Source organism: Methylobacterium sp. WL120 (genome assembly GCF_008039465.1).
GTDB lineage: Bacteria > Pseudomonadota > Alphaproteobacteria > Rhizobiales > Beijerinckiaceae > Methylobacterium > Methylobacterium cerastii.
The window spans coordinates 14,441-27,643 of the sequence record NZ_VRUT01000059.1 but is presented as its reverse complement, the minus strand read 5'-3'; the positions used below and the strand labels follow the sequence as shown (position 1 = coordinate 27,643).

The 13,203-nt window shown below is 73.1% G+C and carries 15 protein-coding genes; 11 read left to right on the top strand and 4 right to left on the bottom strand.

What is annotated here, in order from left to right; all coding sequences use genetic code 11:
• Positions 1–57: 57 nt before the first annotated feature.
• The gene (locus FV229_RS12950) at positions 58–1,890 is read right to left on the bottom strand and encodes an outer membrane beta-barrel protein (RefSeq protein ID WP_246688176.1); all 1,833 of its coding nucleotides are present in this window, start codon (positions 1,888–1,890) and stop codon (positions 58–60) included.
• A gap of 163 nt (positions 1,891–2,053) precedes the next feature.
• Between FV229_RS12950 and mutL the strand changes: the two genes are divergently transcribed.
• Positions 2,054–4,048 (top strand): DNA mismatch repair endonuclease MutL, encoded by a 1,995-nt coding sequence (gene mutL, locus FV229_RS12945; RefSeq protein WP_147752380.1) that lies wholly within the window; start codon positions 2,054–2,056, stop codon positions 4,046–4,048.
• Between the two features lie 46 nt (positions 4,049–4,094).
• On the opposite strand, the gene FV229_RS12940 is transcribed toward mutL, so the two are convergent.
• The gene (locus FV229_RS12940) at positions 4,095–4,346 is read right to left on the bottom strand and encodes a hypothetical protein (protein ID WP_147752375.1); all 252 of its coding nucleotides are present in this window, start codon (positions 4,344–4,346) and stop codon (positions 4,095–4,097) included.
• Between the two features lie 157 nt (positions 4,347–4,503).
• On the opposite strand from FV229_RS12940, the gene FV229_RS12935 reads away from it, so the two are divergent.
• Genes FV229_RS12935 through kdsA form a run of 3 tightly spaced genes read left to right on the top strand, consistent with a single transcriptional unit; the run spans position 4,504 to position 7,179 of the window.
• Positions 4,504–5,799 (top strand): aminotransferase, encoded by a 1,296-nt coding sequence (locus FV229_RS12935; protein ID WP_147752374.1) that lies wholly within the window; start codon positions 4,504–4,506, stop codon positions 5,797–5,799.
• Complete coding sequence (locus FV229_RS12930; protein ID WP_187275136.1) at positions 5,796–6,311, top strand: hypothetical protein; 516 nt, start codon at positions 5,796–5,798, stop codon at positions 6,309–6,311. Before FV229_RS12935 ends, FV229_RS12930 begins: the two co-directional genes overlap by 4 nt.
• A 10-nt stretch (positions 6,312–6,321) precedes the next feature.
• Positions 6,322–7,179, top strand: a complete 858-nt coding sequence (gene kdsA / locus FV229_RS12925; RefSeq protein ID WP_147752373.1) for a 3-deoxy-8-phosphooctulonate synthase — start codon at positions 6,322–6,324, stop codon at positions 7,177–7,179.
• A gap of 23 nt (positions 7,180–7,202) precedes the next feature.
• Here the strand turns inward: kdsA and FV229_RS12920 are convergent, their stop codons facing one another.
• Entirely contained in the window at positions 7,203–7,883 is a 681-nt protein-coding gene (locus FV229_RS12920; protein WP_147752372.1) for a methyltransferase domain-containing protein, read from the bottom strand.
• 355 nt (positions 7,884–8,238) lie between these two features.
• On the opposite strand from FV229_RS12920, the gene FV229_RS12915 reads away from it, so the two are divergent.
• A complete protein-coding gene (locus FV229_RS12915) occupies positions 8,239–8,481 on the top strand; it encodes a hypothetical protein (RefSeq protein WP_147752371.1) in 243 nt (80 codons plus the stop codon).
• 316 nt (positions 8,482–8,797) lie between these two features.
• Positions 8,798–10,144 carry an amino acid permease gene (locus FV229_RS12910; protein ID WP_147752378.1) on the top strand — a complete coding sequence of 449 codons (1,347 nt, stop codon included), beginning with the start codon at positions 8,798–8,800 and terminating at the stop codon, positions 10,142–10,144.
• A 15-nt stretch (positions 10,145–10,159) separates the two neighbouring features.
• Here FV229_RS12910 and FV229_RS12905 read toward each other — a convergent pair whose 3' ends face one another.
• Positions 10,160–10,807 carry an SAM-dependent methyltransferase gene (locus FV229_RS12905; protein WP_147752370.1) on the bottom strand — a complete coding sequence of 216 codons (648 nt, stop codon included), beginning with the start codon at positions 10,805–10,807 and terminating at the stop codon, positions 10,160–10,162.
• Between the two features lie 236 nt (positions 10,808–11,043).
• Between FV229_RS12905 and FV229_RS12900 the strand changes: the two genes are divergently transcribed.
• The 5 genes from FV229_RS12900 to FV229_RS12880 all read left to right on the top strand — a co-directional run bounded on the left by FV229_RS12900 (position 11,044) and on the right by FV229_RS12880 (position 13,113).
• Positions 11,044–11,277, top strand: a complete 234-nt coding sequence (locus FV229_RS12900; RefSeq protein WP_147752369.1) for a DUF2171 domain-containing protein — start codon at positions 11,044–11,046, stop codon at positions 11,275–11,277.
• A gap of 149 nt (positions 11,278–11,426) precedes the next feature.
• Positions 11,427–11,633, top strand: a complete 207-nt coding sequence (locus FV229_RS12895) for a hypothetical protein (protein WP_147752368.1) — start codon at positions 11,427–11,429, stop codon at positions 11,631–11,633.
• Positions 11,634–11,909: 276 nt separating this feature from the next.
• Positions 11,910–12,170 (top strand): phosphate starvation-inducible protein PsiF, encoded by a 261-nt coding sequence (locus FV229_RS12890; RefSeq protein ID WP_147752367.1) that lies wholly within the window; start codon positions 11,910–11,912, stop codon positions 12,168–12,170.
• Positions 12,171–12,302: 132 nt separating this feature from the next.
• Complete coding sequence (locus FV229_RS12885) at positions 12,303–12,485, top strand: hypothetical protein (RefSeq protein ID WP_147752366.1); 183 nt, start codon at positions 12,303–12,305, stop codon at positions 12,483–12,485.
• A 73-nt stretch (positions 12,486–12,558) separates the two neighbouring features.
• Complete coding sequence (locus FV229_RS12880) at positions 12,559–13,113, top strand: cupin domain-containing protein (protein WP_147752365.1); 555 nt, start codon at positions 12,559–12,561, stop codon at positions 13,111–13,113.
• Positions 13,114–13,203 lie beyond the last annotated feature (90 nt).

The following is a 13,203-nucleotide window of genomic DNA, read 5'->3' as shown; positions in this document are numbered from 1 at the left end:
GCGGCCGGACCGCGACGAGTCGAGCTCACCGAGGTCCGGTATCGGCCGCGTGTGGGGCTACGGGCTCACCCGCAGCCCGAGCAGGAAGGTGTTGTCGGAGAAGCTCGCCGTCGCCACCGAGCTGTTGATCTCCTGGTAGAGGTAGGTGCCGCGTAGCGTCAGCCAGCGGTTGAAGCGGTAATCGAGCCTAGCGGTCGCCGAGAAGCCGGTCTCGCGGATCGAGACCCCCTGGTAGTCGTTGTGCAGATAGGCGCCGCCGACGATGATCGAGAGGTTGCGCAGGAGGTCGTGCTGCACCTCCAGCGTCGCCGTCTGGGTGCGGATGCCGCTGGAGCCGGGGACCGTCGTCTCGGTGACGCCGGCCTGCGCGTTGAGGCGCACGGTGGTGAGGGGGCTCGCCGCCCAGATCAGGGCGGCGGCCAGGATGGGCGCGTCGAGGCCGCGCAAGGCCGGGTCGACGTAGGTGCGGTGCTGCAGGCCGCCCGAGATCTCGCCGCTGATCGAGCGGGTGAAGTTCAGGGTCGCGCCGACCGAGGCGGCGATGCCGTCCGAGTCGCGGCGCAGGCCGCTGGCGTCGCGGCGCAGGTCGTAGACCCGGGTGTCGGCGAGCAGCTCGACGAAGGGGCTGATCTCCGGCGACACCTCGTAGGCCGTGCGCAGGCGCATGCTGTACTGGTTCTGGTTGCGGTCGGCCTGGCTGATCACGGTGCCGTCGGACAGCCGCGCATCCTCGAACTCGGAGCGGTCGACCGAGCCGCGCAGGGACACGGACAGCCGGTTGAAGGTCTCCGTCGCGCCGAGCGAGCCGCCATAGGTCGCCACGATCGGCCGGTTGGTCGCCGTCACGGCCTGGAGGTTGGGGCTGCCGGTGCGCTGGGTGTCGACGAGGAAGCGGGTCTCGGCGTCGATCCGCAGGTCGCGGTTGGCGTCGATCCGCAGGCGCACGGTGCCGGCCGCGTTCGGGCGGCTCGCCACCTCGTTCTGCGGGGTCTCGAGGTAACCGGCGCGCAGCTCGCCCGCGAGTTCGCTCCGCGACCAGTCGGAGCGGAAGTTCAGCTCGCCCTCGCTCCTCAGCGCCACCGAGCCCTTGGCGAGGGAGGGCGTCGTCTGGTCCGGGTTGCTGTCGTAGCCGAGGCTCTGGGTGAAGGAAGGCAGCACCGTGAAGCTGCCGAGCTTCAGCCCGAGCGGCGCGTAGGCGTCGTCGGTGGCGAGCGGCCGCCGCAGGCTGTTGGCCAGCAGCGCGCCCGGCGTGAGGACGCCGCTCAGCGGATTGATCAGCGGCAGCCCCGCCCCTTGCGGCCGCGGCGCCTCCGGCGGCAGGGGCACGCCGACGACCGGGTTCTGGATCACCGGCGACAGCCGCAGGGCCGGCGGCGGGATCTGGGTGACGTCCTGGGTCAAGCGCCGCGTCGCCGTCCCCTGGCGCCGGGGCGGTGCCGCGCGCTGGCGCAGCAGGCTGATCGGCGCGCGGTTGTTGGCGCCCGAGGTGGCGCCGCCGGTGCGGCTGCCGGAGGAGCGGACGCGCGTGTCGAAGGTCGAGGCGCCGGCCTCGGCGCCGGTCGGCCCGGACAGGCTGGCGCCGCCCGAGGTGAGGCCGCCGGAGGATTCGCCGCCGGACGTCTCGCCGGACGTGCCGTTGCCGAGGCGGGGCGGACCGTCCATGGGGCGGCGGCGCAAGGTCGGCAATCCGTCCTGGCCGGGCTCCTGGCCGATGCCGGGGTTGTCGGGCTGGCCGCCGACGGGACTGAGGGATTCGAAGCGCGCGCCTTGCGCCTGCGCCGCGGCGGGCAGGGTCGCGAGCGCCGCCGGGAGGCCGGCGAGCAGCAGCGCGAGGCCGCAGGCACGGCCTGCCTCCCGTCGCGCATGCCCGTCGCCTTCCACCCCCAGCACCGGATCCCGACTCCCCTGGCTGGGCGCGCGAGGATCGCCGCACCGCTTCCGCATGGTTAACGAAGCCTAGCCGGGCGTAGTTAATGCGGCGTCAACGGCGGATGGGGGCGGACCCGCGACGCCGATGGATCGGCGCGTGCGGCGGGTCTATAAGCGGGCGATCATGTCCGCCCCCGCGCCCGTCCGCCGTCTCCACCCGGTCCTCGTCGACCGCATCGCCGCGGGCGAGGTGGTCGAGCGGCCGGCTTCCGCCGTCAAGGAGCTCGTGGAGAACGCGATCGACGCCGGCGCCCGCTCGGTCGCGGTGACGATCGAGGCCGGCGGCCGGCGGCTGATCCGGGTGGTCGACGACGGCGCCGGCATGTCGCCGGACGACCTCGTCCTGGCCGTCGAGCGCCACGCCACCTCGAAGCTGCCGGGCGGCGACCTCACGCGGATCGACACGCTGGGCTTCCGCGGCGAGGCGCTGCCCTCGATCGGCGCGGTCTCGCGGCTGTCGATCACCACGCGCACGGCGGAGGCCGAATCCGGCGCGGCGCTCGTCGTCGAGGCGGGCCTGCGCGGCGCGGTGCGCCCGGCGCCGGCCGCGCGCGGAACCCGGATCGAGGTGACCGACCTGTTCTCGGCGACGCCGGCGCGGCTGAAGTTCCTGAAGTCGGACCGCGCCGAGAGCGCGGCGGTCTCCGACATCCTGCGCCGGCTCGCCGTGGCGCAGCCTGCGATCCGCTTCACGCTGACGAGCGAGGGCGGCACGCCGCTGGTGCTGCCGGCGCTCGCCGGCGCCGGGCCGGACGACCCGGCAGCCAACCTCGCCCGGCTGGCGCAGGTGCTGGGGTCGGACTTTTCCGAGAACGCCCTGCCGGTGGCGATGGCGCGCGAGGGCTTCTCGCTCACCGGCCATGTCGGGCTGCCGACCTTCCATCGCGGGGCGGCCAACCACATCCATTTCACGGTGAACGGCCGTCCCGTCCGCGACCGGCTGCTGCTCGGCGCCGTGCGCGGCGCCTACGCCGACACCCTGCGCTCCGACCGGCATCCGGTGCTCGGGCTGGCGATCGCCTGCGAGCCCGGCCTCGTCGACGTCAACGTCCACCCGGCCAAGACCGAGGTGCGGTTCCGCGATCCGGGGCTGGTGCGGGCGCTCGTCGTCAGCGCGATCCACGAGGCCTTGCGCCGGGGCGGGGTGCGGGCCTCAACCGGCGTCGCCGCCCGCACCCTCGACGCCCTGCGCCCCTCCGGCGGGCTTCCGCTCACGCAGCATGCCCTGACGCAGCATGCCCTGACGCAACATGGCGGGGCGGCGAACCCGAGCCTGTTCCAGGCCGCCCGAACCGGCGCGTTCCGGCCCGGCACCCCGTCGCTCGCGGCGCCGTCCGGCTTCCACCGGCCCGCACCGAACCAGGCTTACGGGTTCGGCGAGGCGGCGCAGGCGGCGTTCGACCCGGCCGGCGACTTGTCGGACCCGATGGCCGGCTTGGCGGAACCGACGGCCGACCTGGCGCCGCCGGCCGCCGATCTGCGCAGCCTCGACCCGGCCGAGGATGCCCTCGACCATCCGCTGGGCGCTGCGCGGGCGCAGTTGCACGAGACCTACATCGTCGCCCAGACCCGCGACGGCGTGGTGATCGTCGACCAGCACGCGGCGCACGAGCGCCTGGTCTACGAGCGGATGAAGCGCGAGCGCGCGTCGGGCGGCATCCTGCGGCAGGGCCTGCTGATCCCCGACGTGATCGAGATGGCGCCCGAGGCCGCCGAGCGGCTGGCCGCGGCGGCCCCCGAACTCGAACGGCTCGGCCTGACGCTGGAAGGCTTCGGCCCCGGTGCGGTGCTGGTGCGCGCCGTGCCGGCGGCGCTCGCCGGCGCCTCGGTGCGCGACCTCGTCGCCGACATCCTCGACGCGCTCGACGCCAGCGGGGTGGAGGAGGGCGGCGCCGGCGCCCTGGAGGACGGCCCCCTCGGGCGCCGCCTCGATGCGGTGCTCTCGCGGATGAGCTGCCACGGCTCGATCCGCGCCGGCCGCCGCCTGCGCCCGGAGGAGATGAACGCGCTCTTACGCGCCATGGAGGCGACGCCGAATTCCGGCCAGTGCAACCACGGCCGCCCGACCTACGTCGCGCTCGGCCGCCACGACATCGAGCGGCTGTTCGGGCGGCGCTGAGCGGGGCGGCGCAGGGTCGATCGCGGCAAATTCAATCCGGGCAAGGTCAATCCGGGATCGCGAACCCGATCGACTGGCACAGGAGCGCGACCATCGTCACCCCGCCGGCGACGAGCCCCATGCGGGCCGAGCGTGCGGGGGCGGAAGCGGACGGCGAGGCGCCGAGCCCGAGCTCGTCCTCGTAGCGCGCCAGGATCCAGGCCTGGAGCGCGGGCGCGGTCATGGCGAGCCAGGCCCAAAGGCCGATCGCCACGAAACCCAGGCCTTGCCCGCCGTAGGTGAAGACGTCGTCGATCATGGCGCTCTCGAATCGACCGCCCCCTCGCGGCGAGCTTAGATCACCGATCCGTGATCCGGGAAGGGCCAGCCGGTCCCGGCCGCGGCTTTCGCGTGCGCTGGAACACGGATCGGCCTATGACACGCCCCGACGCCCGAACAACCCGGCCCGTGTTCCGATGACCGCACTCGCAGACCTGTCCCCCGCCGACCTCGCCGCGCGCTATGCGCAGGCGCAAGGCGCCTACGAGGCGTTCCGCGCCCGCGGGCTGAAACTCGACATGACCCGGGGCAAGCCCGCGCCCGAGCAACTCGACCTCGCCTCGGGGATGCTGGCGCTGCCCGGCAACGGCGACCACACCACGGCGTCGGGCGAGGATGCGCGCAACTACGGCGGCCTCCAGGGCCTGGCCGAGGCCCGCGCGCTGTTCGGCCCGGCTCTCCTCGGAGCGCCGCCGGAGCAGGTGGTGGTGGCCGAGAACGCAAGTCTCGCCGTGATGCACGACTGCATCGTCTGGGCGATGCTGAAGGGCGTGCCCGGCTCCGAGCGCCCGTGGTCGAAGGAGGCGGCGCCGGCCTTCCTCTGCCCGGTGCCGGGCTACGACCGCCACTTCGCCCTGTGCGAGGAGTTCGGCATCCGCATGCTGCCGGTGCCGATGACCCCCGAGGGGCCGGACATGGAGGTGGTCGAGGCCCTGGTCGCGGACCCGGCGGTCAAGGGGATGTGGTGCGTCCCGAAATATTCGAACCCGTCCGGTGAGATCTATTCGGAAGAGATCGTCCGGCGGCTCGCGGCGATGAAGGCCGGCGCCCCGGACTTCCGCCTGTTCTGGGACAACGCCTACGCCGTCCACCACCTCACGCCCGAGCACCACGCGATTCCCGACATCCTCGATGTCTGCAAGCAGGCAGGCAACCCCGACCGCGCCTTCGTCTTCGCCTCGACCTCGAAGATCACGCTGGCCGGCGCGGGGCTGGCGTTCTTCGCCGGCTCTCCCGAGAACGTGCGCTGGTACCTGGCGCGGGCCGGCAAGCGCACCATCGGGCCGGACAAGCTGAACCAGCTTCGGCACGTCCGCTTCCTGCGCGACCCGGCCGGGCTCACCGCCCACATGGAGCGCCAGCGCGAGCTCCTCGCCCCGAAGTTCTCGGCCGTCACCGAGGCGCTCGAACGCCACCTCACCGGGACCGACGTGATCTGGAGCCGGCCCGAGGGCGGCTACTTCGTCAGCGTCGACGCCGGCGTCGGCACCGCCGAGCGCATCGTCGCGCTCGCCAAGGGCGCCGGCATCGGCCTGACGCCGGCCGGCGCGACCTTCCCCAACGGCCGCGACCCGCGCGACGCGGCGCTGCGCCTCGCGCCCTCCTACCCGAGCCTGTCCGAGGTCCGCGAGGCGGCCGAGGGGATCGCGCTCTGCATCCTGCTCGCCGCGATCGAATCGGAACGGGCGGTGCGGGCGGCGCCGCAGCAATGAGCGGCCTCCTGCGCGCGGCCGCCTTCCTCGTGCTCGCCACGACGATCCCGGCCGCCGCCGCACCCCGGGTCGATGCCTGCGACCGGCTCGCCGCCACGATGATCCGGGCCACCGGGGCCTCGCTCGCCGGGCGCGCCGGCTCGCTCGCGGTGTTCCGCGCCACCGACGCCGAGCGGATGAGCCTCGATTGCCGGGCGCCGGCGCGGATGGTGTTCGCCTCCCGCGACCGCGAGCCGACCCGAGGCTACTATGAATTGATCGGCCGGGCTGCGCGCGCGCTCACGGGCGCGGCCGCCGAGGCCGCCGAGGTGCTGGCGCGGCAGGTCCACCAGGATTCGCTGCTCGCCGACGCGCCGCGCCAGGGCATCGCGGGCAAGGCGGCGCTCCGCTGCGAGACCGGGCCGCGCGACGACGCGCTCGCCGGCGACCTCACGGTCTGCGTCCTGGTACCGAACCGGCCGCCGGCCTTGCGCCGCAGGGCCGGACTTTCGCACGGGGCGAGGGCGGGCTAAGCCTCCGCCCATGCCCGATTCGACCGAGACCCACGAGCCCAAGACCGTCCGCGCCGGCGCGGTCGCCTTCGGCAACCACCTGCCGCTCGCGCTGATCGCCGGCCCGTGCCAGCTCGAGAGCCGCGACCACGCCCTCGAGATCGCCGCCGCGCTGAAGGAGATGGCCGAGGCCCACGGGCTCGGCCTCGTGTTCAAGGCGTCCTTCGACAAGGCCAACCGCACCTCGGGCGGGGCCGCCCGCGGCATCGGCCTCTCCGGCGCGCTGCCGATCTTCGCCGAGATCAAGGACCGCTACGGCCTGCCCGTGCTCACCGACGTGCACGATGCCGGGCAGTGCGGGCCGGCCGCCGAGGTGGTCGATGTGCTCCAGATCCCGGCCTTCCTGTGCCGCCAGACCGACCTGCTGCTTGCCGCCGCCGCCACCGGCCGCGTGGTCAACGTCAAGAAGGGCCAGTTCCTCGCCCCCTGGGACATGCAGCACGTGGCCGCCAAGGTGACCCAAGCCGGCAACCCGAACGTGATGGTCACCGAGCGCGGCGCCTCGTTCGGCTACAACACCCTGGTCTCCGACATGCGCAGCCTGCCGATCATGGCCGCGGTCACCGGCGGCGCGCCGGTGGTGTTCGACGCCACCCACTCGGTGCAGCAGCCGGGCGGGCAGGGGGGAAGCTCGGGCGGCGAGCGCCGCTTCGTCGCCGTGCTGGCCAGGGCCGCCGTCGCGGTCGGCGTCGCCGGCGTCTTCATCGAGACCCATCCCGATCCCGACCGCGCCCCGTCCGACGGCCCGAACATGGTGGCGCTGCGGGACATGCCGGCGCTCCTGTCCGAGCTGCTGGCCTTCGATCGGCTGGCCAAGGCGCGGGCGTAGGGCCCGGGCGCAAACTGCAAACCTCAAGCCGGCTCGCGCACTGCGACGAGGACGTGCGCCCGCAGCGGCTGCGATAGCCCGTAACGCCCGTCCGCATCGCGCTCGATCGCAGCCGCGAAGGCGGTGGCGATCGCTTCCGCGTTGTCGCGGATCGCGATCCGCCGCGCCGGGTCGACCGCGGCGACGCGTTCGAGGAAGGCGTCGCGGTCGGCAAAAGTCTCGGGGCGCACGAACGTCGTGTCGGAAAGGCAGCGGAACCGCCCGGCCGCGATCGCGTCGGCGATGGCGGCCTGCGCCGCCGCGCGGATCGCGGTCTCGTCCTCGACCGGCCTGAGCGCCACGAAGAAGCTGCCCTCTGCCAACGGCTCGACCACGACGATCCGGCCCCCCGGCACGACGACCCGGGCCGCCTCGCCGAGCGCGGCGCGCGGGTCGGGGACGTGATGCAGGGCGTTGAGGATCACCGCGCCGTCGAACGATCCGTCGGCGAAGGGCAGGCTCTCGGCCGAGCCGGCCTCGAAGGTGCAATTCGGTGCGCGGTCCCGGGCGGCCGCGATCGCCGCCGCTCCAGGATCGATCCCGGTCATCCATGCGCCGTGGCCGGCGAGCGCGGCCGCCATCGCGCCGGGACTGCAGCCGACGTCGAGGAGGCGGCGCCCGGCGATCGGCGCGAAGGCGTCGAGGACGAGCGAGAGGGTGTCCATGGGCGAGGTCCGCATCGGTCGAGCCGCACCACCATCGCGGGGCGGGCGCCGCGGCGCAACCGCCCGGGCCCCTTCGATGCCACCGGGACGCCGCGATGGATACGGCCGGGCCGGATCGCGGTTTCAGTCCAGACGTGACGAACCCGCCGCTTCGTGATGGCGAGATCAGTCCTCGCGCCTGTTCACCGGTCCATCGCGCTGATACGATCTTTCTTCCTAACCGAGCCTTCGGTTCTCGTTGCGGACGTCCGGCACCGGACGCCCCGATCGCGGTCGCCTGCGACCGAACGGTCGTTCCCATGGACGCGCAAATCCCATATCGTTGTGGGATAAAATCCCACGGACACCGCACGCAATGCCGCGCTACACCATCGACCTGCATGACGGCGCGCATTTCGTGCGCGACACCGAGGGCTTCGACCTGCCCGACGCCGACGCCGCGCGCGAGAAGCTGGTGCGGATCATGTCGAAGATCGCCCTCGGCTTCACGGCCGTGCCCGAGCGCCAGGACTACCTCGCCGTGGTCCGCGACGAGAACCGGAAAGTGGTCCTGCGCGCCCGCCTCTCCCTCGACATCGAGACGTTCGACGCCGGCTGAGCGCCACGTCCGCGCCGAGGCCGGCGAGGGCGATCACCGATAGAGGCGATACGGAGATGCGGTCGCGCCCGTCGAACAGGGCGGAAGGGCCGAGCGTCGCGCCCTCGGCCTTCGGCATTTGTCGCCACCGCGGTATGGGGCAGGCCAGCAAAGCCGGGGGCCGCGAGGCGCGCAGCGACGGCTGCGTGGTCGCCGCCTTTCGCCGGCGTCGCGATCCTCGCCTAAGCCAGGGGACTCCGGCATCGCCGACGGGAACACCGGATCGCCGGGATGATGTCGCTTGATCGCGGGCGACGCCGAGGCGATGATCGCGCCCATGTCCGACGCTGGCGATCCGCCCACCGCGAAGCCGGCGCCGGCGGTCACGACCCGGGCGGCGACGGCGATCGTGATCGCCGACATGGTCGGGGTCGGCGTCTTCACCAGCCTCGGCTTCCAGGTCGTGGACATCACGTCCGGGTTCACGCTGCTGCTGCTGTGGTTCGTCGGCGGCGTCGTGGCTTTGTGCGGGGCGTTCAGCTACGCCGAGCTCGCCGCGATGTTTCCGCGCTCGAGCGGCGAGTACAACTTTCTGACGCGCGCCTACGGGCCGGCCTTCGGGTTCATGGCCGGCTGGCTCTCGGCGACGGTCGGGTTCAGCGCGCCGGTGGCGCTGGCGGCGATGGCGTTCGGGCAATACGCGCAGGCGATCCTGCCGGGGGCGCCGCCGCTGCCCCTCGGCCTCGCGGCGATCGCCGCGACCACGGCGCTGCGCCTCGGGGGAGGGCACCACGGCAACGCGATCCAGGTCGGCTTCACGCTCGTGAAGCTCGCGCTGATCGTGCTCTTCATCGTCGCGGGCTTTGCCGGCGGCGGGGGCGGTTCGATCGGCTTCCTGCCGAGCGCCTCCGACCCGGGGCAGATCTTCAGCGCCAGCTTCGCGGTGAGCCTCGTTTTCGTGATGTACGCCTACACCGGCTGGAACGCGGCGACCTACATCGTCGGAGACCTCGCCGACCCGCCGCGCAGCCTGCCGCGTGCGCTGTTCGTCGGCACGGGCGTCGTCCTCGTGCTCTACGTCGCCCTGAACGCGGTGTTCCTCTACACGACGCCGACGGCGGAGCTCGCCGGGCAGATCGAGGTCGCCCTGATCAGCGGGCGCCACGTGTTCGGCGAGGCGGGCGGCCGGCTCGTCGGCCTGCTGATCTGCCTCGGCCTGATTCCGACGATCAGCGCGATGATGTGGATCGGCCCGAGCGTCACCGTGGCGATGGGCGAGGACGTGCCGCTGCTGGCGTTCTTCGCGCGGCGTTCCCGAACCGGCGTGCCGGTGGCCGCGACCCTGCTCCAGGCCGCAATCGCCAGCCTCCTGCTCCTCACGCGGAGCTTCGAGGCGGTGTTGGAATTCATCCAGTTCGGCCTTATCCTGTCCTCGTTCCTCGCCGTCCTCGGCGTGATCCGGCTGCGCGTGACGCGGCCCGACCTGCCGCGGCCGGTTCGCGCCTGGGGCTATCCGGTCACGCCGCTGGTCTTCCTCGGGGTGACGCTATTCATGCTGGTCCACCTCGTCGCCTCGCGCCCGGTCCAGGCGCTGGCGAGCCTGCTCCTGATGGGGCTCGGCCTGATGCTGTTCCGCGTCGCGGACCGGCACGCCCGGCGTAGGCGCCGGCCGCCGGGGCGATGAGGCGGCACGACGCGATCAGCGCGCGGGCGCCGCCTCGTTCGCGCGCAGCACGTCGAGCCGGTACTCGGCGGTGCGCGATTGCTTCAGCACCTGCGCGAAGCCCTTCGCGCCGGCGATGAAGCCTTCGGCCGCGTCGTCGCCCGAGAGCGGGTAGTGGGCGACCCCGAGCCAGTGCACCAGGACGATGTCGGCGCCGGGCAGCACCGCGCCCTCCACCCGGGCGACCAGGCGCGCGAGGTCGGCGCGGTCGAGGTAGTAGGCCACCTCCGAGATCACGATCAGGTCGAAGCGCCCATCGGGCCATTGGCCGGGGACGGCGGCGAGCTGAAAACGCGCGTTCGGGCAGTCGGCGCAGCGGGCGCGCGCGGCCTCCAGCACGGAGGGCACCACGTCGAGCCCGAGCACGGCGTCGCAGCGCCCGCAGAGCTGGTGCGTGAACACGCCGATGGAACAGCCGACGTCCAGGGCGGAGGCGTAGTGCGGCCGGGGCAGGGCTTCGAGGGTGGCCTGGTACTTGGCGCGCTCGTAGGCGCTGGTGGCGAACTTCCACGGGTCGGCTTCCGTGGCGTACATGCCCTTGAAGTAGTCCGTGTCGAGGGATTTCGCGCGCCGGCCGGACTCCGTCACGGCCGGCTCCTGCGCCCCGGCCTGCGCGGCCGCCATCCCGAGCATCGCCCCGGCGGCGACGGAGCCCCCGGATCGCAGCAGGACACGGCGTGACGGTCGTCGGCTGTCGCGCACATGATCCTCACGGGTCGTCGGGTCCCCGATGAGCGCAACCTCACCCGGTGGCGGCGGTTCCGCAGGCGGCGGGCCGGTCGCCGGCCTCCGAGAGTTCACGCTCCCGGAACATCGGCCCCGCGGGCCCGGTTGAGAGGGCCTGATCGGGAGTGAAACGCATGGTCGACGTCGCAGAGATCAAGGAACACGCAGACGTCGTGGGTTCGGACGGAGCCCACGTCGGCACGGTCGACCACGTCGACAAGGGCGAGATCAAGCTGACGAAGAAGGACGCCGCGGCCGGCGGCCTGCATCACTACATCCCCGTCGACTTCGTCCAGTCCGTCGAGGGCGACACGGTGCGCCTCGACCGCCCGGCCGAGGAGGTCAAGCGCGAGTGGTCGACCTCCTGACCGAGCGAGTTGGGCCGCGCGCGACGCGCGCGGCCTCCATAGTGGGTCGCACGCGTTCGGCGTGGCCCGCGGCGAGGCCGGCCGACAGCTAGGCACGCGCCCTTGCACCAAGCCGGCGACCGGCGTTCCGCAAGCTTCGACGAGCAGCGATGTCCGATGACGACACCGAAGCGTTTCTGCGCGACGTCCGCGCGGCGCTCGCAGCCAGCCCCCGCCCGGAGGACCCGTCCCTCGAAGCCCTGCAGCGCATCGCGACCTGGCTGCGCACACCCATCGCGGAGGAGACGCCGGCCGAGGAACGCCTCGACGCAGCGGACGGGCCGCAACGGGACGATCCTGACATTCGGGTGGGGTAAGGCGCGTGTGGCCGGCGGACCCGCTGGGCGAGCGTCCCAAAACCCGAACGGGGCGGCCCCGCGTCGCCGGAGCGAGCAGGGCCGCCGCAGCGGATCGGGCGGATCTGCCGGCTGGCGATGCAGCGTTCACCAGAATGCGCCGGACAGGTTTCGGAAGGATGACCGATGCCGCCGGACTCCACGGTGGGCGAGGGGCGCCGGCGATCAACGATCCGTGTGGGGTGGAACGCCGGCCAGCGCGCAGCCGTTTCTGGCGCCTCACCGGAGCATCCCGTCATGACGTTCAATCGCGCCGCCGCCGTCGTCGCCGGCAGCCTCCTCTTCGCGGTCCCGGCCTACGCGCAGGGCACGGCCCCCAGCCCCGGCGTGGTGCCCGGCTCGGCGGCGTCCGCGCCGGCGCAGGCGGGGAAGCCCGCCGTCCCGAGTGCGGAGCGGACCGCCAAGTCGAAGGACTGCTCGATGCAGGCCGACAAGCAGGGCCTGCACGGCAAGGCGCGCAAGAAATTCCGCAACGCGTGCAAGCACGGCCTGAGCTGACCCGCCGGCCGGCGCCGCCAGATACTGATCGACGCGGACTCCGAAGCGTTCGGCGTGCCCGCTCGATCACGGGCGCCGTCGGACGCTCGGACCTTCAGGCCATTCCCCGAAGAACGCCAAGCCGGTCGCGACATGCCTGAAGACGTCATGGGCGACCGCGCGTTCTGGCTGTTTCTCGCGGTCGCGATCCCCGTCCTGTTCCTTCCGGTCGGCATCGCGCTGTGGAAGGGGCGAAACGTCGGCCCGGTGATCGCCCTCAGCCTCGCGTTCTGGCCGGCGGCCCTGGCGCTCGCCCTGCGGACGCGGCGGCGATGACGACGCCCTGCTCGCACCGGCGGCCCGCAACCAGCTAGGATGCGCCGAACGGCCGGCGAGCGGGAGCCTTGCGATGCACGATCCTCACGAAGATGCGCCTCACCAAGATACGCCCCACGACAACACGTCCCACGGCCATCCGCACGAAGGCGAGGCGCCGGCCGCCGGCACCGAGCGCTGGAAGCACGACGGCGTGCGGGTGGTCCCCGGCGACAAGCTCGACGCCAACACCGCGCAGACGCCGGGCATGTTCCGGCAGGTGGCGATCGACCATGCCCGCGTCGGCGCGCAGAAGATCTGGGCCGGCACCGTGGCGATCGAGCCCGACGCCAAGACCGGGGTGCACCATCACGGCGTCCTGGAGAGCGTGATCTTCGTGCTGTCGGGGCGCGCCCGGATGCGCTGGGGCGACCGGCTCGAATACGTCGCGGAAGCCGGCCCCGGCGACTTCATCTTCGTGCCGCCCTTCGTGCCGCACCAGGAGATCAACGCCTCGCCCGACGAGACCCTGCAATGCGTGCTGGTGCGCTCCGACAACGAGGCGGTGGTGGTCAACATCCCCGACGTCGAGCCGGTGGAGCGCCCCGAGGCCGTCCACTGGGTCGACCCGATCCACAAGCACCCGTAAGGCGAGGCTGGAGCCGGGCTCTCCGGTGCGTGCGCAGGCTCGGCTGAAACGGCCCGCCGCCCGGTGCGTTCTCGCAAGGCGGGCGGTGGG

Coding starts and splice junctions, on each gene's coding strand:
- FV229_RS12900 (WP_147752369.1), top strand. CDS start 11,044: ATGGTCGACGTCGCAGAGATCAAGGAACACGCAGACGTCGTGGGTTCG.
- FV229_RS12915 (WP_147752371.1), top strand. CDS start 8,239: ATGCCGCGCTACACCATCGACCTGCATGACGGCGCGCATTTCGTGCGC.
- FV229_RS12920 (WP_147752372.1), bottom strand. CDS start 7,883: ATGGACACCCTCTCGCTCGTCCTCGACGCCTTCGCGCCGATCGCCGGG.
- FV229_RS12895 (WP_147752368.1), top strand. CDS start 11,427: ATGTCCGATGACGACACCGAAGCGTTTCTGCGCGACGTCCGCGCGGCG.
- FV229_RS12880 (WP_147752365.1), top strand. CDS start 12,559: ATGCACGATCCTCACGAAGATGCGCCTCACCAAGATACGCCCCACGAC.
- FV229_RS12890 (WP_147752367.1), top strand. CDS start 11,910: ATGACGTTCAATCGCGCCGCCGCCGTCGTCGCCGGCAGCCTCCTCTTC.
- mutL (WP_147752380.1), top strand. CDS start 2,054: ATGTCCGCCCCCGCGCCCGTCCGCCGTCTCCACCCGGTCCTCGTCGAC.
- FV229_RS12930 (WP_187275136.1), top strand. CDS start 5,796: ATGAGCGGCCTCCTGCGCGCGGCCGCCTTCCTCGTGCTCGCCACGACG.
- FV229_RS12910 (WP_147752378.1), top strand. CDS start 8,798: ATGTCCGACGCTGGCGATCCGCCCACCGCGAAGCCGGCGCCGGCGGTC.
- FV229_RS12885 (WP_147752366.1), top strand. CDS start 12,303: ATGCCTGAAGACGTCATGGGCGACCGCGCGTTCTGGCTGTTTCTCGCG.
- FV229_RS12905 (WP_147752370.1), bottom strand. CDS start 10,807: ATGGCGGCCGCGCAGGCCGGGGCGCAGGAGCCGGCCGTGACGGAGTCC.
- FV229_RS12940 (WP_147752375.1), bottom strand. CDS start 4,346: ATGATCGACGACGTCTTCACCTACGGCGGGCAAGGCCTGGGTTTCGTG.
- kdsA (WP_147752373.1), top strand. CDS start 6,322: ATGCCCGATTCGACCGAGACCCACGAGCCCAAGACCGTCCGCGCCGGC.
- FV229_RS12935 (WP_147752374.1), top strand. CDS start 4,504: ATGACCGCACTCGCAGACCTGTCCCCCGCCGACCTCGCCGCGCGCTAT.